Origin of the sequence: Planctomonas deserti (assembly GCF_003067705.1) — a bacterium.
GTDB lineage: Bacteria > Actinomycetota > Actinomycetes > Actinomycetales > Microbacteriaceae > Planctomonas > Planctomonas deserti.
Genome location: NZ_QANL01000001.1, coordinates 530313 through 556935, shown reverse-complemented (window position 1 = coordinate 556935; position 26623 = coordinate 530313). Strand labels below are relative to the sequence as shown.

Genomic DNA, 26623 nt, shown 5'->3' with positions numbered 1-26623 from the left:
AGTCCTTCCGGGAGCCAGCACAGTGCACCTACTCTCCGTCTTCAGCCTGCGGAACCGGGCGCTCATCGCGCTCGTCACCATCGTGATCGGCATCTTCGGTGGGATCGCGCTGAACTCGCTGAAGCAGGAGCTCATCCCCTCGGTCACGTTCCCGCAGCTCGTCGTCGTGACCACCTACCCGGGTGCCGCGCCCGAGGTGGTGAACACCGACGTCAGCACCCCGATCGAGACGGCCGTCCAGGCCGTGCCGGGGCTGGAGAACACGACCGCGACCTCGCGGACGAACATCTCGACCGTCTCCGCGTCCTTCCAGTACGGCACCGACCTCGCCACCGCCGAGCAGAAGGTGCAGCAGGCGATCAACCGCATCGAGTCGCTGCTGCCGCAGGACGTCGACCCCCAGGTGATCACGGGGAGCATCGACGACCTGCCGGTCCTGCAGATCGCGGTGACCAGCGACCTGGCGCCGCAGGAGCTGACGAACGCGCTCGAGGGCTCCCCGCTCACCGACATCGAGGCGCTCGAGGGCGTGCGCGAGGCGAGCCTCCTCGGCACCACCGGGCAGCGCGTGGTCATCACGCCCGACCTCGCCGCGCTCGCGGCCGACGGTCTCAGCACGCAGGCGATCCGGGACGCGCTCGACGCCAACGGCACGCTCCTGCCCGCCGGGGAGATCACGGAGAACGGCAGCACGCTGAGCGTGCAGGCCGGCAGCCGGATCGCGAGCACCGACGAGATCGCGTCGCTTCCGCTGCTCGGCGGGGGCGCCGCGGCCACCATCGGCTCGGTCGCGACCGTGACCGTCGCGGACGATCCCGTCACGGGCATCTCGCGGGTCAACGGGGAGCCGTCCCTCACCGTCGCGGTGACGAAGACCCCGGACGGCAACACGGTCGAGGTCTCCCACGTGGTGCAAGACCTGCTGCCGTCGCTCGCCGACGACATCGGGAGCAACACCGCGTTCACCATCGTGTTCGATCAGGCGCCGTTCATCGAGCAGTCCATCGAGAGCCTCACCACCGAGGGGCTCCTCGGTCTCGTGTTCGCCGTGATCGTGATCCTCGTCTTCCTCGTGTCGATCCGGTCGACGCTGGTGACGGCGATCTCGATCCCCGCATCCGTGCTCATCACGTTCATCGGCCTGCTCGCCGCGGACTACACGCTCAACATCCTCACGCTCGGCGCGCTCACCATCGCCATCGGCCGCGTGGTGGACGACTCGATCGTCGTCATCGAGAACATCAAGCGACACCTCTCCTTCACGCCCGACCGGATGAGCGCGATCCTCGCGGCCGTGCGCGAGGTCTCCGGGGCGGTCACCGCGTCGACCGTGACCACGGTCGCGGTGTTCCTCCCGCTCGCGCTCGTGGGCGACATCACCGGCGAGCTCTTCCGCCCCTTTGCGCTCACCGTGACCATCGCGCTCGCCGCGTCCCTGTTCGTCGCGCTGACCATCGTCCCGGTGCTCGCCTACTGGTTCCTCCGCCCGTCGAAGCGCCGCGCGAAGGACACCGACGCGGCCGCAGCGGCCGAGACCTCGGGCGCCCCGGGCACGCTCCCGGACGGGGCCGCCGCTCCCACCCGGCGCGCACGCCGCGCCGGGGCCGACGTGCTCACCCACGCGGAGCCGCCGTCGCGACTGCAGCGCGGCTACCTCCCCGTCATCGGCTGGACCCTGCGCCGTCCCGTCGTCACGATCCTCGCCGCCGTTCTCGTGCTCGGCGGCACCGCTGCCCTTGTGCCGAGCATGAAGACCAACTTCATCGGCGGCAGCGGGCAGAACACGCTCACCGTGACCCAGGACCTTCCCGCGGGCACCAGCCTCGAGGCGCAGGACGCCGCGGCGACCCGGGTGGAGGACGCCCTGCTCGACGTCGAGGGCGTCGACACCGTCCAGGTCTCGATCGGCGGCGGCGACTCGATCCGGGCGGCGTTCCTCGGCGGGGGCGGCATCACGTTCTCCCTCACCACCGATCCAGACGCCGACCAGGACGCCCTCCAGGCGGACGTGCGCGCCGCGGCGACCGGACTGGATGACGTCGGCGAGATCACCGTGTCGGGCGCCGGGTCCGGCTTCGCCTCGTCGGACATCGAGGTGGACATCACCGCGAACGGGCAGGCCGACCTGAACGCCGCCGCCGAGGACGTGCTCGCCGCCGTGCGCGACCTCGACGTCGTCGCGCAGGCCAGCAGCAACCTCGCCGTCACCCAGCCCTACCTCGCGGTGCGGGTGGACCGCGCGGCCGCCGCGGCCGCCGGGCTCAGCGAGATCGCCGTCGGCGGCATCGTGACCGAGGCCAAGCTGCCCGCCGCCATCGGCTCCGTCGTCATCGACGAGGACAATCTCAACATCTACATCGCGAACCCCCAGGCGCCCGCCACTGTGCAGGAGCTTCGCGACTTCAGTATCCCCACGCGGGCCGGGCTCGTGCCGCTGTCCTCGCTCGCCTCCGTCGAGCAGGTCGACGGACCCGCGGCGATCACGACCACCGAGGGGTTCCGCAGCGCCACGGTGAGCGTGACGCCGAACAGCGACGACGTCGGCACCGCCTCCGCGCGCGTGCAGGCGGCCGTGGACGAGCTCGACCTGCCCGGCAGCGCGGACGCGACGCTCGGCGGCGTCACCGCGCAGCAGGGCGACGCATTCAGCCAGCTCGCCATCGCCCTTCTCGCCGCCATCCTCATCGTCTACATCGTGATGGTCGCGACCTTCCGCAGCCTGGTGCAGCCGCTGCTGCTGCTCATCTCGGTGCCGTTCGCCGCGACGGGCGCCATCCTGCTGCAGGTGCTCACGGGCATCCCGCTCGGCGTCCCGTCCCTCATCGGCGTGCTGATGCTCATCGGCATCGTGGTGACGAACGCCATCGTGCTCGTCGACCTCATCAACCAGTACCGCACCCGCGGCCGCCCGCTGCGCGAGGCGATCATCGAGGGCGCGTCACGTCGTCTCCGCCCCATCCTCATGACGGCGCTCGCCACCGTCTTCGCGCTGCTGCCGCTCGGCCTGGGTATCACGGGGAGCGGCGGCTTCATCTCCCAGCCGCTCGCGATCGTCGTGATCGGCGGCCTCCTGTCGTCGACCGTGCTGACCCTCGTGGTGCTCCCGGTCGTCTACTACCTGTGGGAGGCGTTCCTCCTGCGGTTCCAGGGGTGGCGCGGGCGGCGGCGGACCCGGGGGAACGACGCGACGGAGGCGACGGAGGCGACGGCCACGGCCTGAGTCGGCGTTCGGGCCGCCGTGCCGGACGGCGTTCCCGCCGCCGTGCCGGAACTCGTTCCGGACCTGCGCCGGCGGCTAGTCCGCGGACAGGTGCCGATGCAGGAAGTCCGACACCGTCGCGCGGAGCGCCTCGTCGAGCGCCGCGGTGGAGTGCGCGGCTCCCTCGGTGATCTCGAGCTGGTGCTCGACCCCCGCCCTCGCGAGCGCATCCGCGAACGCGCGGGACATGCCCTGCGGGATGAACTCGTCCGCCGACTGCGCCACGAGCACGGGCGGGTCGGTCGGGTCCACCTGATGGGTGGGCGACGCGTCCTCCGCGGCCGCGCAGTCGGCGAAGTCCGCGCAGCCCAGGTAGGAGAGCTCCCGTGCGACCAGCCAGCGCGGCAGCTCGCCGAGGGTCTGGCCGTGCGCGGTCAGGTCCATGGGGCCGGACACGCTGGCGACGGCAGCGACGCGATCACCCGTCGTCGTGCTCCCGGACCCCCGGGTGCCGAGCAGCGCGGCCAGGTTCCCGCCCGCGGATCCGCCGAAGGCGCCGATGCGCTCGGGGTCGACGCCGTACTGAGCCGCGGTCGCGGGATCCCGCAGCCAGCGCAGCGCCCGCGTCACGTCGTCGATTGCGGCGGGGAAGGTGGCCGCGGGGGCGAGCCGGTAGTTCACGTTGATCGTCACGAAGCCCTCGGAGGCGAGCCACTCGCAGGTCGCGCGCCAGGTCGACTCGGCCTTGTCGCCGCGCGACCAGCCGCCGCCATGGATTTCGAGAACGGCGGGCAGGAGCTCGGTGTCGTCATCGACGGCCGGGCTGCAGACGTCGAGCAGAAGCGGTGATCCGTCGCCGTCCGTCCCGTACCGCACGTCGGGGGTGACCGTCACCGAGGGGTCGCCCAGCCAGCCGGCGATGCCGACCGTGGTCGACTCCGCCGCCGCAGGCTCGACCACGGCCGGGGTCGCGGGAGCGAACACCGCGATGGCCAGGGCCGTCGTGGTGGCGGCCAGGATCAACGTCCTGTGCTTCATGCGGGCTCCGGTGCGTACGAGGAAGACGGGCTCCGTCTTGCCTGGGGTGACGCGGGGAGCGTGGACACAGACTAGGTGACGCCGCTCGGAGGCGGTAAGTCCCCCGGTCGGGGCACGCGCATGCTGGGAACCAGCAGGGCGCGGGGTGACATTCCTGCGCCGGGGCACTACCGTAGACAGGTCGGCTCTGACACCGCCCTGTTCTCAGGGCGGATGGGTTTGTAAGTCAGTGGGCCGGTTTCTCAGCGCATCCGCTGATGAATGTCACGTATTGACACGGCCCCGGTCATCGATTGCCCGGTTCTCGGCGTGCTTAGAGCACGTGTCGCGCGGTTCAGCGCGACGTTCGCGCTGCGCGCGGATCCCGACTCACGCACCTGTCATGCACTCGAGAACAACCCAGGAACATCACGCATGCCCAAGAACAAGAACGGCGGCGGCTTCCGCCCCGCCAAGAACTACGAGCCCTCCCGCAGCAAGTCCGGCAGCCGGAGCCCCGGCCACCGCGGCTACCGCCCCGACGAGACCGGCGGACCCAAGAAGCAGCGCTGGAACGCCGACGAGCGGGCCGCGCGCCGCGAGGGCGACCGCCCCGCCGAGCGTCCGTCCTACGGTGACCGTCCGCAGCGGTCGGAGCGTCCGTCGTACGGTGACCGTCCGCAGCGGTCCGAGCGCCCCTCCTACGGCGACCGCCCGCAGCGATCGGAGCGTCCGTCGTACGGCGACCGCTCGCAGCGGTCCGAGCGTCCGTCGTACGGTGATCGTCCGCAGCGGTCGGAGCGTCCGTCGTACGGTGACCGTCCGCAGCGGTCCGAGCGTCCCTCCTATGGCGACCGGTCCGAGCGTCCCTCGTACGGCGACCGCCCCCAGCGCCCCTACGGCGACCGTCCGCAGCGTTCGGAGCGCCCGTCCTCGGGCGACCGCCCGCACCGCACCGCACGCCCCTCGACCGGCGACCACGAGAACCCGCGCCGTCGGTTCTCCGAGGACCGCCCGCAGCGCAGCTTCGACGACCGCGCCCCGCGTCGCGACGCCGAGAACGAACGGCCGCGCCGCCCCTTCGACGCCGAGCGTCGCGGACCCCGTCGCTCGTTCGACGAGGACCGTCCCCGCCGCTCCTTCGAGGGCGACCGACCCCGCCGTGACGGTGACGCCGAGCGCCGCGGACCGCGCCGCTCGTTCGACGAGGACCGCCCCCGCCGCGACGACCACCGCGCCAGCACGGGCGACAGCAAGTTCTACCCGTCGCGGGACACCTCCGCGCCGTTCACGCCGAACGACGACGTCGTGCTCGAGCGCCTCGAGGCGCAGGCGACGACGGCGAGCGACGTCGAGGGCGTGACCTTCGAGCAGCTCGGTCTCGGTGGCAACATCGTGGCCCAGCTCGCGCAGCTCGGTGCCCCGTCGCCCTTCCCGATCCAGGCGGCGACCATCCCCGACGTGCTCGCCGGGCGCGACGTGCTCGGCCGCGGTCGCACCGGCTCCGGCAAGACCATCGCCTTCGGCGCGCCCCTCGTGGAGCGCCTGATGGAGAACAACGGAGCGAAGAACCGCAAGATGGGCCGCAAGCCCCGCGCGCTCATCCTCGCGCCGACCCGCGAGCTCGCCATGCAGATCGATCGCACGGTGCAGCCGATCGCCCGCAGCGTCGGTCTCTTCACCGCGACGATCTTCGGCGGCGTGCCGCAGTACCGCCAGGTGGGTGCCCTGCAGCGCGGCGTCGACATCCTCATCGCGACCCCGGGCCGCCTCGAGGACCTGATCGAGCAGGGTCGGCTCGACCTGCGCGAGATCCAGATCACGGTGCTCGACGAGGCCGACCACATGTGCGACCTCGGCTTCCTGGAGCCGGTGCAGCGCATCCTGCGCCAGACGGCGCCGGGCGGCCAGCGGCTGCTCTTCTCCGCGACGCTCGACCGCGCCGTCGCCTCGCTCGTGAACGAGTTCCTCACCGACCCGGCCGTGCACGAGGTGGCGGGCGAGGACCAGGCGTCCTCGACCATCGACCACCGGCTGCTCCTCATCGAGCAGCGCGAGAAGTCGGCCATCATCGAGCAGCTCGTGCAGGGCGAGGGCAAGACGCTGATCTTCGCCCGCACCCGCGCGTACGCCGAGCAGCTCGCGGACCAGCTGGAGGACGCCGGCGTGCCGGCGACGTCGCTGCACGGCGACCTCAACCAGTCCCGCCGCACCCGCAACCTGCAGATGCTCACGAGCGGACGCGTCAAGGTGCTCGTCGCCACGGACGTCGCCGCGCGCGGCATCCACGTCGACGACATCAGCCTGGTCATCCAGGCCGACCCGCCGGACGAGTACAAGACCTACATGCACCGCTCCGGCCGCACCGGCCGCGCGGGCAAGCACGGAACGGTGGTCACCCTGGTGAACCGCTCGCGCCGTCGCCGCATGGAGGAGCTGCTGGACCGCGCCGAGGTCACCGCGATGGTGCAGCCCGCCACCGCGGGCGACGTGCTGCTCGACGAGCTCGCCGCGGTCTAGTCCCGCGCCCGCCTCATCCCCCTGCCCAGGCAGGAGGATCCTGCCCAGCTTTGAGCTGCGCACGATCCTTCTGCCTGGGCAGGGGCCGTTAAGCGGGCGGTGCCGCCCGGGTCGATGCGGTCAGGCGAGGGCGAGCATCCCGGCCGAGGCCAGGGCGAGCACGAGGCCGACGACCTGCAGCCGCGCAATGCGCTCGCGCAGCACGACGGCGGCGAGCAGGATCGTGCCCGCGGGGTACATGGCGGTGAGCACGCTCATCACGGTGAGGTCGCCGATGCGGATGCCGACGAGCAGGAGCGTGTTGGCCGCCGCGTCCACGACCCCGCACGCGATCGCGAAGCGGAGCCAGCCGGAGCCGCCGACGAAGCGGGCGGATCCGGCGGAGGAGCCCGGTGCGGCGCCACCCTCGAGCGGAGGGACGCCGTCCCCACCCGGCACAAGCGCCTGCGGCATGCGACGGCGCCGGGCGAGCAGGGCGAGCCCGACGAGCAGCACCAGCATGATGGCCGCGTTGACCGTGCGGTTCGCGATGAGCGGCACCAGGCCGGAGTCCTCGGGCGTCTGGTCGATGAGCACGAGGAAGACGCCGATCATGGCGCCGGAGCCCACCGCCATGAGCAGCCCGCGCGTGCTGGGTCGCACCGCGTGCTCGCCCGGAGTGAACCCCACGAGCACGACGGCCACGAGGGCGACGACGAGCGCGAGGTAGCCGATCAGGCCGAGCCGCTCGCCGCCGAGCAGACCCCAGGTCATCGGCACCACCGCGGACACGACCGCGGTGACGGGGGAGAGGATGCTCATGGGCCCGATCGCGAGGCACGCGTAGAGCAGCGAGATGGCGATGGCGCCCGAGACGCCCGAAATGCCGCCGAACAGGAGGGCGGACGCGGACCACTCGCTGTCGACGAGCGGCAGCGCGGCGAGAAGCGCGACCAGCCCCGCCACCGCCGCAACGCCGGTCACCCGCAGGGAGCTCGTGCGCAGCGCGCCCAGCCCGCCGAGGAAGTCCGCCGCACCGTAGACGAGCGCGCCAAGGAGGCCGACGAGGACGGTGAGCATCGTTGAACCCTAGTGGCTGCCTGCCCCCTGCCCCCTGCCCCCTGCCCCCTGGCGGCGGGGATGGGCCGCCCCTCGCCGGATCGAATGATCGCCGGCCGACGAGGGCGGGAAATGTTTGCCCTCCCCGCGGTGTTATACCCACTGACCGACGCAGAAAGCCCGAAGTAGAACGCCCGAAGGAGACACCGCCATGCCGACGCAGGAAATGACCGCCGAGAACTTCGCGACCACCGTGGACACCAACGACATCGTGATCGTGGACTTCTGGGCCGACTGGTGCGGCCCGTGCAAGCAGTTCGCCCCCGTGTTCGAGGCCTCCTCCGCGAAAAACCCCGACATCGTCTACGCGAAGGTCGACACCGAGGCCCAGCAGGCGCTCGCCGCGCAGGCGAACATCACCGCCATCCCGACGCTCATGGTCTTCAAGGACCAGACCCTCATCTTCAACCAGGCCGGCGCCCTGCCGCCCCAGGCCCTCGACTCCCTGATCGAGCAGGTCCGGGCGGTCGACATCCCCGCGCTGAAGGCGCAGGCCGAGGCCGAGGCCGCCGCGGGCACGCCGAGCGACAGCTAGCCCGCACCTCCCGTGCGCAGCGGCCCCGCCCCTCCTGGGGCGGGCCGCTGGCGTCGTTCCCGGCGTTCCGTGACCCCCGGGCGGCTACGATGTCGGGGATGACCGTCCTGCCCGCGACCGAGGATGCGCGCCCCGTCGGCACCGCGCTCGAACTGCTCCGACGCGTGTTCGGCTACGAGTCCTTCCGGGGCGATCAGCAGCAGATCGTCGACCACGTCATCGGCGGCGGGGACGCCCTCGTCCTCATGCCGACCGGCGGCGGCAAGTCCCTCTGCTACCAGGTGCCCGCCCTGGTACGCGAGGGCACGGGCGTCGTCATCTCGCCACTCATCGCGCTCATGCAGGATCAGGTGGACGCGCTCCGTGCCGTGGGCGTGCGTGCCGAGTTCCTGAACTCGACGCAGAGCCTCGACGAGGTGCGCGACGTCGAGCGACGGCTGCTCGCGGGGGAGCTCGACCTGCTCTACCTCGCGCCGGAGCGCCTCATCCTCGAGCGCACCGGACAGCTGCTCGACCGCGCGACGATCTCCCTGTTCGCCATCGACGAGGCCCACTGCGTCTCGCAGTGGGGGCACGACTTCCGGCGCGACTACCTCGCGCTGTCGATGCTCGCGGACCGCTGGCCGAGTGTGCCGCGGATCGCGCTGACCGCGACGGCGACGGAGGCCACCCACGCCGACATCACGGCGCGGCTGAAGCTCGGCTCCGCCCGGCACTTCGTGTCGTCGTTCGACCGGCCCAACATCCGCTACCGGATCGTGCCGAAGGACGAGCCGAGGCGCCAGCTCCTCGACCTGATCAAGACGGAGCACGGGGGCGACGCCGGCATCGTCTACTGCCTGTCCCGCAACACGGTCGAAAAGACCGCGAAGTTCCTGGTCGACCAGGGGATCCCTGCGCTGCCGTACCACGCCGGCCTCGACGCCCGCACCCGCGCGGCCAACCAGTCCCGGTTCCTCCGCGAGGACGGCATCGTGATGTGCGCGACCATCGCGTTCGGCATGGGCATCGACAAGCCGGACGTGCGCTTCGTGGCGCACATCGACCTCCCCAAGTCGGTCGAGGGCTACTACCAGGAGACCGGGCGCGCCGGTCGCGACGGCCTGCCGTCGACCGCGTGGCTCGCCTACGGGCTGCAGGACGTCGTGCAGCAGCGACGGATGATCGACGACTCCGAGGGCGACCTCGCGCACCGCAGGCGCCTGTCGGCGCACCTGGACGCCATGCTCGCGCTCTGCGAGACCATCGGCTGCCGCCGGGTGCAGCTGCTCGCCTACTTCGGGCAGGCGAGCGAGCCGTGCGGCAACTGCGACACCTGCCTCGAGCCGGTCGCCGGGTGGGACGGGACCGTGCCCGCCCAGAAGCTGCTGTCGACGGTCGTGCGCCTGCAGCGGGAGCGCAACCAGCGCTTCGGCGCCGGCCACCTCATCGACATCCTCCTGGGCAAGCTCACCCCGCGGGTCCAGCAGCAGGGCCACGACACCCTGACGGTCTTCGGCATCGGCACCGACCTGACCGACATGCAGTGGCGCGGCGTCGTGCGCCAGCTGCTCGCCCAGGGTCTCCTCGCCGTCAACGACGACGGCTTCGGCACGCTCGTGATCACGGAGGCGAGCGGGGCGGTGCTGAGCGGCACACGGACCGTGATGATGCGGGAGGAGCCGAAGCGCCCCTCCCGGAGGTCCGGCGCCCGAGGGGCCGGGCTCGCGAAGGCGAACTCGGACCTCGACGCCGATGCGGCCGCGCTGTTCCAGCGGCTCCGCGAGTGGCGGGCCGAGCAGGCGCGATCGCAGGGCGTGCCCGCGTACGTGGTCTTCGGGGACGCCACCCTGCGCGAGCTCGCGACGACGCGGCCCAGCACGCTCGCGGCACTCGCCGGGATCGGCGGGGTCGGCCAGAAGAAGCTCGAGACCTACGGCGAGGCCGTGCTCGAGGTGCTGTCCGCTACGCCGCGCTGACCTATGCCGCGCTGACTGCGCCGCGCTGACTACGCTTCGCTGACCTACGCCGCGCTGGCCTAGGCCTCGTTGACGCTGGACGTCGCCCTGGCGGACAGGGCGTCGAGGGCGGTGCGCAGCCGGGTGCTCGAGGTGTGCGCCGTGTAGGGGAAGTAGACGACCTCGACGCCGACGGCGGCGAACTCCTGCTCGAGCCGGCGGCCCTTCTCCGTGCCGCGCCAGTCGTCGCCCTTGAAGAAGACGTCGAAGCCGACCTGGCGCCAGGTGTCGAGCTTGCTCGGCAGCACCTCGGCGATGGCCTCGTCGACGTAGCTGATGTGGCTCACGATCTCGAGGCGCTCGGCGAGCGGGATGACCGGGGTGATGCCCTTGGTCAGCTCGAGCATCTCGTCGGAGACGACGCCCGCGATCAGGTAGTCGCACTGGCTCTTCGCGTGCTTGAGGATGTTCAGGTGGCCGACGTGGAACAGGTCGAACGCGCCTGCGGCGTAGCCAATTTTTCGCGTCACGTGTGCGCTTCTCTTCTCGGGTAGTCGTCCCCATGTCGCCGGGGGGTAGTCGGCGAGGACGAGAAGAACGTTACCCGGCGAGAGCCTCTTTCCTGAAGTCGGGGAGGGGCCGAAGCGTACCCCGCGTTCGGGGGGTTGCGACCAGTGGATTCCAAGGTTGTCCCCCGCACGGTACTGAGGGACCGCGAAAAAGTACTGGGGTTGCGCTGAATTTCTGTTACGGTGTACCCCGATCAAATGTAACGGTCGCATAACGAGCCCGGAAACAGTTGCGCGACACATCTGAACCTGATGCGCCCATATCAGGACGACTAAAGGACTCTCTCCCTCATGGCACTTGCCGAATCGCGCCTTTCGCGCGCCTCAAGAACCATCCGTCCCACCTGGCGCAAGCCTGTGGCGCTCCTCGCGGGGACCGCGGCGCTCTCCGCCGTCCTCGTCGGCGGTGCCGCCGGCGCCGCCCCCGCCTCTGCCGCGGAGGCGATCGTGTCGCGCTCCGGCGTGGTCTCCGTGAGCGCGGTCCGTGAGGGCGCAGGCGTGCCCGACGGCGTCGACCTCAAGGTCCACAACGGCGACATCACCGTGACCCAGGCGGGCACCGTCATCGACGGCCTCGACGTGCGCGGCATCATCCGCATCAAGGCGCCGGACGTGACCATCAAGAACACGCTCGTGCGGGGCAAGGCGCTCTCGAGCAACAACTCGATGATCAGCAACTACGGCAACAACTACAACTTCACCGTCATCAACAGCGAGCTGCGCGCCAGCTACCCCTCGCCGTGGATCAACGGCATCCTCGGCTCCAACTTCACGGTGCGCAACACCCAGATCTCCCGGGTGATCGACCCGATCCACATCACGGGCAGCAACGTGACCGTCGAGCGGAACTGGCTGCACGCCAACCTGCACTACGACAGGGACCCGAACCACGGCAACGGCCCCAGCCACGACGACTCGATCCAGGTCCAGGCCGGCAACAACATCAAGATCATCGACAACGTGATGACGGACGCCCACAACGCCGTCCTTCAGGTGACCCAGGACGCCGGCGACGTCTCGAACCTGCTCTTCGAGGGCAACGCCGTCGACCACGGCTTCTGCAGCGTCAACATCTCCCAGAAGGACCGCGGTCCCATCTACGGCCTCACCTTCAAGGACAACCGGTTCGGCCTGAACACCGAGCACCCCGACTGCGCCATCATCTCTCCGACCAGCACCAAGCCTTCGCTGGTCAACAACTGGTTCGAGGACAACGGTCCGCTCGTCACCGTCACCCGCGGCGACTAGCCGCCGGGCGGTGACCCCGGTCATCGCTCAGGTCCCCTGGCCGTAAACTGGCCCATCATGCGCGCGCCCCGTTCTGTCGACCCGGCCGTGCACGGCGGTCCTGTGCCGACGTTCCATCGTCGGCACAGGACCGCCATCGCCGTTTTCGCGGTGCTCGTGCTCCTGCTGCTCGCCGTCGCGTGGTCCGTGCGGCAGCCGGACCCCGCGCCCGCCGTCGTGTTCAACACGAACGAACCGGGGGTTCCTCCGGGCACCCGGCTCGTGGTGCACGAGGGGGACATCGTGGTGACGAAGCCGGGAACGATCCTCGACGGCATGGACATCCGCGGGTTCGTGACCATCAAGGCGCCGGACGTCACCATCATGAACTCGGTCGTCCGAGGCCGCGCCGCGGAGAAGAACGTCTCGCTCGTCAGCAACTACAAGAGCGGATTCCCGTTCACGGTCATCGACAGCGAGCTGGTGGGAGCCGTGCCCTCGCCCTGGATCAACGGCGTCCTCGGCTCGAACTTCGAACTGCGCAACGTGCTGATCCATCAGGTCGTCGACGCCGTGCACATCACGGGCGACGACGTGCTCGTCGAGGACTCGCGTCTCGAGGACAACCTCCACTTCAGCGTCGACCCGAACCAGGGCGGGGGCGCGAGCCACGACGACTCCGTCCAGGTGCAGGCCGGGGACAACATCCGCATCCGGAACAACGTGATGTCGGGCCCGCACAACGCGGTGCTGCAGGTGACCCAGGACCTCGGACCGGTGTCGAACCTCAGCTTCACGGGCAACACCGTCGACGACGGCTTCTGCACCGTCAACGTGTCCGAGAAGGGTCGCGGCCCGATCCTCGGCATGGTGATAGAGGACAACCGGTTCGGCAGGAACACCTCGCACCCCAACTGCGCGATCATCGCCCCGCCGACGACGCAGATCCAGCTGAAAGGCAACGTGTACCGCGATGACGGCACCGAGGTCGTGGTGACACGCGGGCGGTGAGCGTCCGGTGACGGCTCGGCCCGCCGTGGCCCTACACTGACGAGTCACCGGCTCGGCGCAAGCGGAACAGCGCCGGCCGTGGGCCGCATTACATAGGGAGCGCCGTGAGCGACGTGAACGAGGACACCATGCCGATCGACGAGCCCGGCCGTCGGAGGATCCCCCGGTGGGTCTTCGTGGTGGGCGGCATCGTCCTGCTGATCGTCGTGATCGTGCTCGCGTCCCTCGGGCTCCGCGGTCAGAACAGCGACCCCGGTGCCGCGGGCACGGCAGAGCCGACGCCGAGCGCGTCCGCGTCGCCGTCCGAAACCCCCGGAGAGCCGACGCCGGACCCCGAGCCGTCCGCCTCCGCGGAGCCGGGTGCGACCGAGACGCCCGCCGGCGAGACCCCTTCCACCGAGACGCCCGCCCCCGGGACCCCGCCCGGTGACCCCGCCGTCGGGACGCCGGAGGAGTCCGCGCCCCTCGACGAGCCGTCGCAGGCGGTGCCCGGCGTCACCATCGCCATCGCCGACCTTGCCGCCGTGGAGGGCGAGCCCCGCGGTGCGGGCGAGCTCGCCGGTCCGGCGCTGCGCTTCGCCGTGAACGTCACGAACACCGACGACGAGGCCGCCTCACTGGGCACTGTGGTCGTCAACCTCTACTACGGGGACGATGAGACGCCCGCGCCGCCCGTGACCGGACCGAACGGCAGCAACCTGCCCGCCGAGGTGGCGGCGGGTCAGACCGCGACGGGCGCCTACATCTTCACCGTTCCCGAGGACCAGCGCGACCGGGTGCGGATCGAGGTGGACTACTCCACTGAGGCGGGTGTGGTGGTGTTCGAGGGCGCAGCGCCTCGGTAGATCCTCTCGCCGGGATACGCACTCTGTCGTAGGATGCGAGGGCTTCCCAGGTGGACTCGATCCACATCGGACGACGGCCGTCGTCCGCCCTCACCCGAAGGAACCCCATTCTGAGGAGACCCGAGCATGGTCTCGTTCGCTCGCAACGCAACGGCGCGTCTGACGAAAGCGATAGCGGCCGGTGCGGCCGCCGTCCTGGCCGCGGCACTCCTGCTGCCCGCCGCCCCGGCCGCGGCTGACACCAGCCCGCCAACGGGCACCCCGCGCACCGTGTCCACCGACTCCCTGCCGACCGCGCAGATCAACGGCATCGTCTGGTCGCAGGCCATCGTGGGCGACACGGTCTACGCGGGCGGAAGCTTCAGCACCGCCCAGCCGGCGGGCGCCGCGGCCGGGGTCAGCACCGTCCGCCGCTCGAACCTCGTCGCCTACAGCCTCTCCACGGGACGGCTGACCTCGTTCGCCCCCCAACTCAACGGGCAGGTGCGCGCCGTCGCCGCGTCCCCGGACGGCACCCGGCTCTACGTCGGCGGCGACTTCACCGCGGTCGGGTCCACCGAGCGTCGGCGCATCGCCGCGTTCGACATCGCGAGCGGAGCCCTGGTCTCCTCGTTCGCCCCGCGGGCGAACGGACCGGTGTGGGCGGTCGCGGCGACGAACAACACGGTGTACTTCGGCGGCAGCTTCACCGCGGTGGGCACGTCGACGCGTCAGCGGGTCGCCGCGGCCGCGGCGACCAACGGTGCGCTGTCCAGCTGGGCCCCGGTGGGGGCGGGCGGGCGGGTGACCTCGATCGTCGTCTCGCCCGACCGCACGCGGGTGGTGCTCGGCGGCAGCTTCACCACCATGAACGGGCTGGACCGCCCCGGCTACGGTCTCGCGGCGTTCGCCACGAACGACGGCACCAGGAACCTGCCCTTCGAGGTGAACAGCCTCATCCGCAACGGCGGCGACAACGCCGCCATCACTAGCCTCAGCAGCGACGCGAACGGCGTCTACGGCACGGGGTACGTGTTCGGCGCGGGCGGCAACTTCGAGGGCACGTTCCGCGCGACGTGGAACGGGACGCTCGTCTGGATGGAGGACTGCCACGGCGACACGTACTCGTCCTTCTCCACCAGCGAGGTCACGTACATCGCGGGACACCCCCATTTCTGCGGCAACGTGCCGGGCGGGTTCCCCGAGACGTCGCCGCGCACCCACCAGCGCGGCCTCGCGTTCACCAACCGCGCGACCGGAACGCTCGCCCGGGAGCGCCTGGGCTACACCAACTACGAGGGACGCCCGGCGCCGACGCTGCTGCACTTCTACCCCGACTTCAACACCGGGTCGTTCTCCGGGGCGAACCAGGGTCCGTGGAGCGTCACCGGGGCGCGCGGGTACGTGGTCTACGCCGGGGAGTTCACGACCGTGAACGGCCGCCGCCAGCAGGGCCTCTCGCGCTTCGTGGTGCGCGACCTCGCGCCGAACGACGACGGCCCCCGCGTGAGCGGCTCGAACTGGGTCCCCACGGCGGCCGCGCAGACGGGTGGGAGCGTCCGGGTGACCTGGCCGGCCAACTTCGACAGGGACAACGCCTCGCTCACCTACCGGGTGATCCGGGACGGCAACACGGCCGCGCCGATCCACACGGTCACGGCCTCGTCGACGCCGCGCAACCGGCCCACGATGTCGTTCCTCGACAGCTCCGTGTCGCGCGGGTCCCACACCTACCAGGTGCGGGTCACCGATCCGTTCGGCAACACCGCGTCGAGCGGTGCCGTCACGGTGTCGACCTCGGGCACGACGGCGAACCTCGCCCCGGACGCCGACACCGCACCGGAGGCGAGGACAGCGCCCGCTCCTGAGCCCGCGCCGGCACCCGCACCCGCGCCGGATCCTGCGCCGGAACCCGAGCCCGCTCCCGCTCCCGCTGACACCGTCGCGGCCGATGCATTCGGCAGGACCGTCGACGGCGGACTGGGTTCGGCGGACACCGGGGGCGCCTGGACCGCCGGAACGCCGTCCGCCGACTACCGGGTGTCGGACGGCGCTGCGCACCTCGCGACCCCTCCCGGATCGACGCGGGACGCGGTCCTCGCGGGCGTGTCCACGGGGGATTCGGACGCGTCGGTGACCGTCGCGCTCGCGCAGCCCGTCACGGGCGGCGGCGTGTACGCGTCGCTGGTCGCCCGTCGCACGGAGGCGGGCGAGTACCTGGGCCGGCTGAAGGTGCTGCCCGACGGCACCGCCCGCGTCGAGGTGATGCGCGGTGACACCAGCCTGGACACCGCGGCCACCGGCATCCGTGTCGCACCGGGAAGCGCCCTGAGGCTCCGGGTCGAGGTCGTGGGCACGGCCCCGGCGACGATCCGGGCGAAGGCGTGGGCCGCCGACGGCGTGGAACCGGCCGAGTGGCAGGTGTCCGCGTCGGACGGCACGGCGGGCCTGCACCAGCCGGGCGCCGTCGCGCTGCGGTCGTACCTGAGCAGCACGGCGACCAGCGCCCTCACGGTGGTCTTCGACGACCTGAGCGTGGTGTCCCGCCGGCAGTGAATCCGGCTCCTCGTGATCCGGCCCCTCGTGATCCGGCCCGTGGTCATGCGGCTGGTTGCCACTCGGCGGCGGAGATGGGAGGCGGCGCGGAAGACCGCGCGGCCTCCCTATCACGAGTGCCGGGCTTCCCTGTACCCCCTAAAGAGGCGGGCGCTCGATGCAGAGTGTGCAGTTAGGCTGTCGCCACCCTGTACTGCATCCGAATTCCTGTTGAATCCGAATCCGTGCTGCAGCTGAACGCGCTGTACCCGAACCCCGAGAAGTAGGCACACCATGGGCTCACCCGCGCCCCGCTCCGTCCTGTCATCCATCAAGTCCCTGGTCCTGGGCGTCGCCGCCGCCGTCCTGGCCTCGACGCTCGTCGCCCCGCTGCCCGCGCTCGCGGACACGAATCCGGCGCCGACGCTGCCGGACACGGTGTCGACCGACCCGCTCCCCACCGTGCAGATCGACGGCATCGTGTGGTCGCAGGTCGTCGTGGGCAACACGGTCTACGCGGGGGGCAACTTCCTCACGGCCCAGCCCGCCGGCTCGGCCGCGGGCGTGAACACGGTCCGGCGCACGCACCTGCTCGCCTACAACCTCGAGACCGGTGCGCTGATCTCGTCCTTCGCCCCGGAGCTGAACGGTCAGGTCCGGGCCCTGGCGGCCTCGCCGGACGGCACGCGGGTCTACGCGGTCGGCGAGTTCACCACCGTGAGCGGCCAGTCGCGCAACCGCATCGCGGCGTTCGACACCGCGACCGGCGCCCTCAACACCTCCTTCGCACCCAGCGCGAACGCGGGCGTGAGCTCGGTCGCGGCCACCAACGGCACCGTCTACTTCGGCGGCAACTTCAGCTCCGTCAGCGGCGTGCAGCGCCCCGGCGGAGCGGCCGCGGCCCGCGCCTGGGACGGCGCCGTCCAGCCGTGGGCGCCCGTCGCAGCGGGAGGACGGGTCACGTCCATGGTGATCTCCCCTGACGCGACCAAGCTCGTGCTCGGCGGCAGCTTCACCTCGATGAACGGGTCGAGCGAGCCCGGGTACGGCCTCGCGGCCGTTGGGTCCGGCACCGGGGCGACGCTGCCCCTGCCGGTCAACTCCCGGGTCCGAAACGCGGGCCCCGACTCCTCCATCACGAGCCTCAGCACCGACGGGGAGAGCTTTTTCGGCACCGGTTACGTGTTCGGCACCGGCGGCAACCTCGAGGGCGGGTTCCGCGCGTCCTGGAGCACGGGTGAGCTCGTCTGGCTCGAGGACTGCCACGGCGACAGCTACTCGATCCACACCGCGGGCGACGTGTCGTACATCGCGGGCCACCCGCACTACTGCGGCAACATCGAGGGCGGATTCCCCCAGAGCGCGGTCAAGCCCTGGGACTACTACCGCGGCCTCGCCTTCACCAACTACGTGACCGGCACCCTGGGCAAGGAGCCGCACGGCAAGTTCAACTGGGAGGGCACGCCCGCGCCGTCCCTCCTGCACTTCTACCCGACCTTCAACACCGGCTCCGCCTCCGGTGCGAACCAGGGGCCCTGGAGCGTCACCGGAGCGGGCGACTACATCCTCTACGGCGGCGAGTTCACGACCGTCAACGGCAAGCGTCAGCAGGGCCTCGTCCGGTTCACCACCGCCGACACGGCGCCGAACACCGACGGCCCCCGCGTGAGCGGCTCGAACTGGGTGCCCACCGTCGTCTCCACCGCTGCAGGCACCGCACACGTGTCCTGGCCCGCGAACTTCGACCGGGACAACGAGTCCCTGACCTACCGGGTCATCCGTGACGGCGTGAACGCGTCGCCCATCTTCGAGACCACGGAGAGCTCCGCGCCCTGGCGTCGGCCGTCCATGGGGTACGAGGACACGGGCCTCGAGCCCGGGAGCACCCACACCTACCGGGTCCGGGTGACCGACCCGCGCGGAAACGTCGCCTGGAGCGCCATCGTCCCGGTGACGATCGCCGGGGCCGACACCGTCAGCGCCTACGCCAAGGACGTCCTCGCGGGTGCGCCCACCTCGTACTGGCGCCTCGGTGAGGGCACCGGATCGGTCGTCACCGACTGGGCCGGGCACAACACTGCGGCCCTGACCCCCGGGGTGACCCGCGGCGCGGCCGGCGCGATCACCGGCGACAGCGACGCGAGCACCACGTTCTCCGCCGCGTCGTCGACCTTCGCCGTCGCTCAGGACTACGGGCCCGCCCCCGACACCTTCGCCATCGAGGCGTGGTTCAAGACCACGAGCACGAGCGGCGGCAAGATCGTGGGCTTCGGCAACTCGAGGACCGCCACGTCGACGGTCACCGACCGGCACGTCTACCTCGACAAGGCGGGCCGCGTGTTCTTCGGCGTCCGCCCGACGACCCAGCGCACCGTGAACAGCGAGCCGGGCTACAACGACGGCAAGTGGCATCAGGTGGTCGCGAACCTCGGCCCGAACGGCATGCAGCTGTACGTCGACGGTGTCCGGGTCGGCCAGCGCACGGACGCCGTGTCCGGCCAGGCCTACGACGGGTTCTGGCGCATCGGCGGCGACCTGTCGTGGGGCGGCAACGCTCCCTACCTGTCCGGCACCATCGACGACGTCGCCATCTACCCGCAGCCGCTGAGCGGCGCGGACGTGAACCGGCACTACTCCCTGTCCGGCCGCACGCCGACCGTGCCGACCGCCCCCGCGGACGCCTACGGTGCGCGCGTCTACGCGGACTCGCCGGACATCTACTGGCGCCTCAACGACACCGCCGCCACGACGGCAGCCGACTCGAGCCTGTCCCGCAACGGCGGGACGTACTCCGGCGGCGTGACGACCCAGCAGGCCGGTGCACTCGCCGGGGTGAACGATCAGGCGGTGGCCTTCGACGGCACGAGCGGGGCGCTGATCAGCCAGCGCCAGGCCGCGAACCCGCAGGTCTACTCGCTCGAGCTCTGGTTCACCTCGACCTCGAAGACCGGCGGCAAGCTGATCGGCTTCGGCGACGCGGCATCCGGACTCTCGACGCAGTACGACAGGCACGTGTACCTGCAGCCGAACGGTCAGGTCGTGTTCGGCACGAAGACGACCCAGGAGAACCGCGTCACCTCGACGGGCGCGTACAACGACGGCAGGTGGCACCACGTGGTGGCGACGCAGTCCGCGGACGGGCTCCGGCTGTACCTCGACGGCCAGCTCGCCGGGACGCACCGCTCGACCGCCGGCGGCATCTACAACGGCTACTGGCGGGTCGGCGGGGACAGGACCTGGGGCACCGGCACCTACCTCGCCTCCCGGATCGACGAGGTCGCCGTCTACGGCACCGCCCTCGACGCCACCGCTGTTGCGGAGCACTTCGCCCTCGGCGGCGGCGGCACCACCAGCCCCAACGCGGCACCGACGGCGTCCTTCACCGCGGCGATGGCCGACCTCGGGGTCACCGTCGACGGCCGCGCGTCGACGGACTCCGACGGCACGGTGGCCTCGCACGCCTGGGCCTTCGGCGACGGCGCGACCGGCAGCGGTGCCACGGCGTCGCACTCCTACGCCGCCGCGGGCACCTACACGGTGACGCTGACCGTGACGGACGACCGTGGCGCCACGGCGTCCACGAGCCGCCAGGTCACGGTCACGGCGCCGCAGAGCGCCCCGGCACTGGTCACCGACTCCTTCAGCCGCACCGTGACCGGTGGTCTCGGGTCGGCCGAGGTCGGCGGGGCGTGGTCGCTCAGCACGAGCGGGTCGGCCTACCGCGTCGGCTCCGGCGTCGCGTCCTTCAGCACCCCGGCGGGCGCAACCAGGAACGCCTACCAGGCGTCCGTGTCCTCCCTGAACACGGACGTCGTCGCGACGGCCGCGGTGCCGGAGACCATCACCGGCGCGGGCGCCTACGTGTCCCTGCTCGCCAGGCGGACCGCCGCCGGCGAGTACTCGGCTCGCGTCAAGGCCCTCGGTGACGGTTCTGTCAGCATCCAGGTCATGCGGGACGGGGTGAGCCTGCGCTACGTCAACGTGCCGTCGGTGACCTACGCCCCCGGCGACCGGCTCCGGATCCGCGTGTCGGCGACGGGTGCCAACCCGACGACCGTGAGCGCCAAGGTCTGGGCGGTCGGCCAGCAGGAGCCGGCCGCGTGGCAGGCAACGGCCACCGACTCGACGAGCGGCTACCAGGTCGCGGGCTCCATCGGCCTGCGCGCGTACCTCAGCTCCTCGGCGACGAACGCGGTCACCATCCAGTTCGACGACGTCTCGGTGACCTCGGCCCAGTAGCCACCGCGCCACGTTTCGAGATCGCGCCCGGCATCCGCGCCTGCACAATGCGGATCGCCGGGCGCGATGCTGTCCGGCGGCGGAAAAAGCGACGGAGGGCAGCCCGTTCGATGAATCGGCGCCCCAATATTCGTCGAACGCTGCGCTTTTTCCGCTGCTGGGAATAGGCTTACGCCACCCGTCGGCGACACCCGAATCGCCGTTCTCTCCCCCCGAAGCTTGAGGCAGATCACCCCCATGGGACTACCCACCCCGTTCTCCTTCGCGCGCGCCCGCCGTCTCACGGCCATCGGCGTCGCGGCAGCACTCGTCTCGTCCGTCATCACCGGATCGGTGGTGGCCCAGGCCGACACCCGGCCCGTCGATCCCTCGCTCCCCGCGACGGTGTCGACTGACTCCCTCCCCACGGTGCAGATCGACGGCATCGTCTGGTCGCAGGTGGTCGTCGGCAACACGGTCTACGCCGGCGGCAGCTTCAGCACCGCTCAGCCGGCCGGCGCCGCGGCGGGCACGCAGACCGTGCCCCGCGCCAACCTGCTCGCCTACAACCTGCAGACCGGCGCCCTCGTCACGGGCTTCGCGCCGACCCTGAACGGACAGGTGCGCTCCCTCGCCGCATCGCCGGACGGCAAGCGGCTCTACGTCGTCGGCGAGTTCACCACCGTCAACGGTCTCAAGCGCAACCGCGTCGCCGCGTTCGACACCGCGACCAACACGCTGGTCTCCGGCTTCGCGCCGAGCGCCAACTCCCGGGTCAGCACCGTCGCGGCCACGAACGACACCGTCTACTTCGGTGGCACCATGACCGCCGTCAGCAGCGTTCCGCGCCCCGGACGCGCCGCGGCCGTCCGCGCGACCACCGGTGAGGTGCTGCCCTGGGCCCCCGTCGCCAACACCGACGGCCGGATCACCGCGATGGCGCTGTCCCCCGACAACTCCAAGCTCGTGCTCGGCGGCAACTTCACGTCCCTGAACGGATCGAGCGACCCGGGCTACGGCCTCGCCGCGGTCGACGCCGTCAGCGGCACCACGAACCTGCCCTGGAACGTCAACAAGGTCGTCCGCAACGCCGGCCCCGACGCCTCGATCACGAGCCTCACCTCCGACGGCACGAGCGTCTACGGCACTGGTTACCACTTCGGCCCCGGCGGCAACCTCGAGGGCACCTTCCGCGCCTCGTGGGGGTCCGGCGACCTCGTCTGGCTCGAGGACTGCCACGGCGACACCTACTCGTCGTACGCCACCCCCGACGTCGCCTACATCGCGGGCCACCCCCACTACTGCGGCAACGTCGACGGTGGCTTCCCGCAGTCCGAGCCGTGGACCTTCTACCGCGGCCTCGCGTTCACCAACAAGGCCACGAGCACCCTGGGCCGCGACCCGCACGGCTACTTCAACTTCGAGGGCAACCCGTCGCCCACGATGCTGCACTTCTACCCGACCTTCAACACCGGGTCCGTGTCGGGCGCCAACCAGGGTCCGTGGAGCGTCACGGGCTCGGGCGACTACGTCGTCTACGGCGGCGAGTTCACGACCGTCAACGGCAGGCGCCAGCAGGGGCTCGCCCGATTCCGGACCACGGCGGAGGCCCCCAACACGGACGGTCCGCGCCTCAGCGGATCCGGCTGGGAGCCGAACGTCGTGTCGCTCTCGACGGGCTCCGTGCGCGTCGCCTGGCCGGCCAACTACGACCGGGACAATGCGTCGCTCACCTACCGCGTGATCCGCGACGGCAACAATGCGGCGCCCGTCTTCGAGACGACCGCCGAGTCCACCCCGTGGAAGCAGCCGCCGCTCGGTTACCTGGACACGGGACTCGAGCCCGGCTCCACCCACACCTACCGGATCCGCGCCGAGGACCCGTTCGGCAACGTCGCCTGGAGCTCCATCGTCCCCGTGACGGTGTCCGCGGAGGGCACCCTCAGCGCCTACGCGGCCGAGGTGCTCGCGGACCAGCCGAAGTCCTACTGGCGTCTCGGTGAGACCGATGGCGCCACCGCATACGACTGGGCGAGCTACAACGACGCCACGGTCGGGGCGGGCGTCACCCGCGGCGCCGCGGGTGCCATCAACGACGACCGGAACGCCGCGTCCGGCTTCCCCGGCAACAACACCGGCCTCGTCGCAACCAAGACGCTCGAACCGGGCCCGAACACCTTCGCCGTCGAGACCTGGTTCAAGACCACGAGCACGACGGGCGGCAAGCTCGTCGGCTTCGGAAACGCCAACACCGGCAACTCCTCCAGCTATGACCGGCACGTGTACCTCGACGGCTCCGGCCGCGTGATCTTCGGCGTCTACCCCAACGCGGAGCGCACGGTCAGCAGCGCCTCCGGCTTCAACGACGGCGCGTGGCACCACGTGGTGGCGAACCTCGGTCCGACAGGCATGCAGCTCTACGTGGACGGCAAGCGGGTGGCGCAGCGCGTCGACACGACCGGCGGCCAGGCCTACGACGGCTACTGGCGCATCGGCGGCGACTCCTCCTGGGGCGGCACCGCGCAGTACTTCACCGGCACGATCGACGACGTCGCGATCTACTCGCAGCCGTTGACGGGTGCCGAGGTCGACAGGCACTACACGCTCTCCGGTCGCCAGTCCGCCCTCCCGGCGGCGCCGACCGACCCGTACGGCGCGCAGGTCTACAACGACGGCCCCGACCTCTACTGGCGCCTCAACGAGACCGGCGGCACCGTGGCGAAGGACTCGAGCGCAGGCGACTCGCCCGGTGTGTACCAGGGCGGCGTGACCAAGCAGCAGCTCGGAGCCGTCGCGGGAACCACCGACGCGTCGGCCCAGTTCGACGGGAACACCGGCGTCGTCGTCAGCTCGAGGCAGGTGAACGACCCGCAGGTCTACTCCGCCGAGCTCTGGTTCAACACCACGACGACGCAGGGCGGGAAGCTCATCGGCTTCGGCAGCGCCCAGACGGGGACGTCGGGCAACTACGACCGGCACGTGTACCTCCAGCCGGACGGCCGCCTCGTATTCGGCACCTGGACCGGGTCGGCCAACACGGTGACCACTCCGCGCGCCTACAACGACGGCGGCTGGCACCACATGGTCGCCACCATGTCGTCCGCCGGACTCCGCCTCTACGTCGACGGCACCCTGCAGGCGTCCAACTCGGACGGCAGAGCCCAGGGCTACGCCGGGTACTGGCGCATCGGCGGCGACACGACCTGGGGATCCGCGCCCTACGTGAACGCCCGCATCGACGAGGCCGCGGTCTACAGCACGGCCCTGACGGCCGAGCAGGTCGCGCAGCACCACCGTCTCGGTGTCGGCGAGAAGGCCAACGTCGCGCCGGTCGCGTCGTTCACGTCCGAGGTCTCGGAACTGTCCGTGAGTGTGGATGCGGCGGCCTCCTCCGACTCGGACGGGTCCATCCGGTCGTACGCCTGGAACTTCGGCGACGGCGAGACCGCGACGGGTGCGACGGCGTCGCACCGGTACATCGCAGCGGGCACCTACACGGTGCGGCTCACGGTCACCGACGACGACGGCGCGACGGCGGAGATGAGCCGCGAGGTGTCCGTCGTGGCACCGGCGGACAACGCCGCTCCTGTCGCCGCATTCACGGCGGAGGTCTCGGCCCTGTCGCTGAGCGTCGACGCCGCGGACTCCTCCGACTCGGACGGGTCGATCCAGTCGTACGCCTGGGACTTCGGCGACGGCGGATCCGCCACGGGCGCGACGGCGGTGCACCGGTACGCGGCGGCGGGCACGTACACCGTGCGCCTGACGGTCACGGACGACGACGGCTCGACCGGGACCAGCACCTCGACCGTCACCGTAGCGCCGCTTCCGCCCGAGAACGTCGCCCCGGTGGCATCGTTCACCGCGGAGGCCTCGGAGCTGTCCCTGGCAGTCGACGCCTCCGGCTCGTCGGACTCCGACGGCTCGATCCGGTCGTACGCCTGGGACTTCGGTGACGGCGGCACCGCAACCGGTGCCACGGCGTCCCACCGGTACGCGGCCTCGGGCACCTACACGGTGACCCTGACCGTGACGGACGACGACGGCGCGGGAGCGGTGACGAGCCGCGAGGTGTCCGTCGTGGCAGCCCCGGCGAACGTCGCCCCCGTCGCCTCGTTCTCCGCGGAGGCGTCCGAGCTGTCCGTGGCGGTCGACGCGTCCGGTTCGTCGGACTCCGACGGCTCGATCCGGTCGTACGCCTGGGACTTCGGTGACGGCGCTTCCGCCACCGGTGCGACGGCGTCCCACCGGTATGCGGCCGCGGGCACCTACTCGGTGACCCTCACCGTGACCGACGACGACGGCGCGACCGCGTCGTCCTCCCGGACCGTCTCGGTCGCCGCGGCCCCCGTCGCCCAGCTCCTGGCGTCGGACGTGTTCGAGCGGTCCACGGCCAACGGCCTCGGATCGGCCGACATCGGTGGCGCGTGGACCCTCGGGTCTGCCGCATCCAACTACTCGGTCTCGGGCGGCGTCGGCCGCTTCGCGACCCCGTCCGGGTCCACCCGCAACGCCTACCTGCAGTCGGTGTCCTCCGCGGACACCGAGGTCCAGGTGACGGCCGTGATCACGCAGCCCGTCACCGGATCCGGGGCGTACGTCTCCGCGATCGCCCGGCGGACCACCGCCGGCGAGTACCTCGGCCGGGTCAAGGTGCTGGCGGACGGCTCGACGAGCGTGCAGGTGATGCGCGACGGCACCAGCCTTCAGAACGTCACGCTGCCCGGCGTGCGCTTCGCGGCGGGTGAGCGGATGCAGATCCGGGTCCAGGCCACGGGCGTCTCGCCGACGACCGTGCGGGCGAAGGTGTGGCCGCTCGGCTCCGCCGAGCCGGCCGCCTGGCAGGTCAGCGCGACCGACTCGACCGCCGCGCTCCAGCAGGCGGGTTCCATCGGTCTCCGGTCGTACCTGAGCGGAAGCGCCGGCAGCCCGATCGCCTTCACCTTCGACGGCCTCAAGGCCGGCGCCCCCGGCTCCTTCGGGACGGCCGAGCCTACGCCCAACGCCACGCCCATCGCGGCCTTCTCGGCCGACGCGTCGGAGCTCGCTGTGACGGTCGACGCATCCGCGTCGTCGGACTCCGACGGATCCATCGCGTCCTACGCCTGGCAGTTCGGCGACGGCGGCACCGGCACCGGCCTGACCGCATCGCACCGGTACGCCGCCGCGGGCACCTACCCGGTGACCCTCACCGTCACCGACAACCGCGGGGCGACGGCGACGAGCACGTCGACCGTGACCGTCGCCGCGGCTCCGGTCTCGGCGCTCCTCGCATCGGACGCGTTCGAGCGGTCTGTGACGAACGGCCTCGGGTCCGCCGACGCCGGCGGCGCCTGGACGCTGGGCTCGACCGCGTCGAACTTCTCGGTGTCGAGCGGCCTCGGCCGGTTCGGCACCCCGGCAGGGTCGACGCGTAGCGCCTACCTGCGCGACGTGTCCTCGACCGACACCGATGCCCGCGTCACCGCGACGCTCCAGCAGCCCGTGACGGGGTCCGGGGCGTACGTCTCGGTGCTCGCGCGGCGCACGGACGCCGGGGAGTACCTCGGGCGGGTGAAGGTCCTGCCGGACGGCAGCGTGAGCATCCAGGTCATGCGGGACGGAACCAGCCTGCGGAACGTCGCCGTTCCCGGCCTGCGCTTCTCGGCCGGCGACCGGATGATGATCCGGGTCCAGGCATTCGGCGTCTCCCCGACCACGGTGCGGGCCAAGGTCTGGACCGCGGGCACGACGGAGCCGGACGCCTGGCAGGCCAGCGCGACCGACGCGACCGCCGGGCTGCAGCAGGCGGGCCACGTGGGACTCCGCTCCTACCTGAGCGGCACCGCGACCGGCGCTGTCACGGTCGCGTTCGACGGCCTCGCGGTCGAGAAGCTCTAGTAGCGGGAAGGCTCCGGCGTTCGACGATCCGGGCCGCGGGGAGGGTGGACCTC

13 protein-coding genes are annotated in these 26623 nt (G+C 71.4%); 10 read left to right on the top strand and 3 right to left on the bottom strand.

The window, feature by feature from the left end:
- Nucleotides 1-22 precede the first annotated feature (22 nt).
- Nucleotides 23-3220: an efflux RND transporter permease subunit gene (locus DAI20_RS02500; RefSeq protein ID WP_108248987.1), complete on the top strand. Its 3198-nt coding sequence runs from the start codon at nucleotides 23-25 to the stop codon at nucleotides 3218-3220.
- Nucleotides 3221-3295: 75 nt separating this feature from the next.
- On the opposite strand, the gene DAI20_RS02495 is transcribed toward DAI20_RS02500, so the two are convergent.
- Complete coding sequence (locus tag DAI20_RS02495; RefSeq protein WP_108248986.1) at nucleotides 3296-4237, bottom strand: alpha/beta hydrolase; 942 nt, start codon at nucleotides 4235-4237, stop codon at nucleotides 3296-3298.
- Nucleotides 4238-4651: 414 nt separating this feature from the next.
- On the opposite strand from DAI20_RS02495, the gene DAI20_RS02490 reads away from it, so the two are divergent.
- Nucleotides 4652-6736 carry a DEAD/DEAH box helicase gene (locus tag DAI20_RS02490; RefSeq protein ID WP_108248985.1) on the top strand — a complete coding sequence of 695 codons (2085 nt, stop codon included), beginning with the start codon at nucleotides 4652-4654 and terminating at the stop codon, nucleotides 6734-6736.
- 120 nt (nucleotides 6737-6856) lie between these two features.
- Here DAI20_RS02490 and DAI20_RS02485 read toward each other — a convergent pair whose 3' ends face one another.
- Complete coding sequence (locus tag DAI20_RS02485; protein ID WP_108248984.1) at nucleotides 6857-7795, bottom strand: EamA family transporter; 939 nt, start codon at nucleotides 7793-7795, stop codon at nucleotides 6857-6859.
- Nucleotides 7796-7985: 190 nt separating this feature from the next.
- On the opposite strand from DAI20_RS02485, the gene trxA reads away from it, so the two are divergent.
- Complete coding sequence (gene trxA / locus DAI20_RS02480; RefSeq protein ID WP_108248983.1) at nucleotides 7986-8369, top strand: thioredoxin; 384 nt, start codon at nucleotides 7986-7988, stop codon at nucleotides 8367-8369.
- Between the two features lie 89 nt (nucleotides 8370-8458).
- Nucleotides 8459-10327, top strand: a complete 1869-nt coding sequence (gene recQ / locus DAI20_RS02475; RefSeq protein ID WP_108248982.1) for a DNA helicase RecQ — start codon at nucleotides 8459-8461, stop codon at nucleotides 10325-10327.
- 59 nt (nucleotides 10328-10386) lie between these two features.
- On the opposite strand, the gene DAI20_RS02470 is transcribed toward recQ, so the two are convergent.
- On the bottom strand, nucleotides 10387-10836 hold the full coding sequence (locus tag DAI20_RS02470) for an FAD synthase family protein (RefSeq protein WP_108248981.1): 450 nt from the start codon (nucleotides 10834-10836) through the stop codon (nucleotides 10387-10389).
- Nucleotides 10837-11166: 330 nt separating this feature from the next.
- Here DAI20_RS02470 and DAI20_RS02465 point away from each other — a divergent pair, with 330 nt between their 5' ends.
- The 6 genes from DAI20_RS02465 to DAI20_RS02440 all read left to right on the top strand — a co-directional run bounded on the left by DAI20_RS02465 (nucleotide 11167) and on the right by DAI20_RS02440 (nucleotide 26570).
- Nucleotides 11167-12123: a right-handed parallel beta-helix repeat-containing protein gene (locus DAI20_RS02465; protein ID WP_159084882.1), complete on the top strand. Its 957-nt coding sequence runs from the start codon at nucleotides 11167-11169 to the stop codon at nucleotides 12121-12123.
- A 57-nt stretch (nucleotides 12124-12180) separates the two neighbouring features.
- Entirely contained in the window at nucleotides 12181-13113 is a 933-nt protein-coding gene (locus DAI20_RS02460; RefSeq protein ID WP_159084881.1) for a right-handed parallel beta-helix repeat-containing protein, read from the top strand.
- Nucleotides 13114-13217: 104 nt separating this feature from the next.
- The gene (locus tag DAI20_RS02455; RefSeq protein WP_108248978.1) at nucleotides 13218-13958 is read left to right on the top strand and encodes a hypothetical protein; all 741 of its coding nucleotides are present in this window, start codon (nucleotides 13218-13220) and stop codon (nucleotides 13956-13958) included.
- Nucleotides 13959-14084: 126 nt separating this feature from the next.
- Entirely contained in the window at nucleotides 14085-16493 is a 2409-nt protein-coding gene (locus DAI20_RS18375; protein ID WP_159084880.1) for a WD40 repeat domain-containing protein, read from the top strand.
- 273 nt (nucleotides 16494-16766) lie between these two features.
- On the top strand, nucleotides 16767-20711 hold the full coding sequence (locus DAI20_RS02445; RefSeq protein ID WP_108248977.1) for a LamG-like jellyroll fold domain-containing protein: 3945 nt from the start codon (nucleotides 16767-16769) through the stop codon (nucleotides 20709-20711).
- 237 nt (nucleotides 20712-20948) lie between these two features.
- The gene (locus tag DAI20_RS02440) at nucleotides 20949-26570 is read left to right on the top strand and encodes a PKD domain-containing protein (RefSeq protein WP_240605825.1); all 5622 of its coding nucleotides are present in this window, start codon (nucleotides 20949-20951) and stop codon (nucleotides 26568-26570) included.
- Nucleotides 26571-26623: the final 53 nt, after the last annotated feature.

Bases quoted from the DNA above. Each gene is read 5' to 3' on its own strand.
- DAI20_RS02495 (WP_108248986.1), bottom strand. From the start codon at position 4,237: ATGAAGCACAGGACGTTGATCCTGGCCGCCACCACGACGGCCCTGGCC.
- DAI20_RS02490 (WP_108248985.1), top strand. From the start codon at position 4,652: ATGCCCAAGAACAAGAACGGCGGCGGCTTCCGCCCCGCCAAGAACTAC.
- DAI20_RS02485 (WP_108248984.1), bottom strand. From the start codon at position 7,795: ATGCTCACCGTCCTCGTCGGCCTCCTTGGCGCGCTCGTCTACGGTGCG.
- trxA (WP_108248983.1), top strand. From the start codon at position 7,986: ATGCCGACGCAGGAAATGACCGCCGAGAACTTCGCGACCACCGTGGAC.
- recQ (WP_108248982.1), top strand. From the start codon at position 8,459: ATGTCGGGGATGACCGTCCTGCCCGCGACCGAGGATGCGCGCCCCGTC.
- DAI20_RS02465 (WP_159084882.1), top strand. From the start codon at position 11,167: ATGGCACTTGCCGAATCGCGCCTTTCGCGCGCCTCAAGAACCATCCGT.
- DAI20_RS02460 (WP_159084881.1), top strand. From the start codon at position 12,181: ATGCGCGCGCCCCGTTCTGTCGACCCGGCCGTGCACGGCGGTCCTGTG.
- DAI20_RS18375 (WP_159084880.1), top strand. From the start codon at position 14,085: ATGGTCTCGTTCGCTCGCAACGCAACGGCGCGTCTGACGAAAGCGATA.
- DAI20_RS02445 (WP_108248977.1), top strand. From the start codon at position 16,767: ATGGGCTCACCCGCGCCCCGCTCCGTCCTGTCATCCATCAAGTCCCTG.
- DAI20_RS02440 (WP_240605825.1), top strand. From the start codon at position 20,949: ATGGGACTACCCACCCCGTTCTCCTTCGCGCGCGCCCGCCGTCTCACG.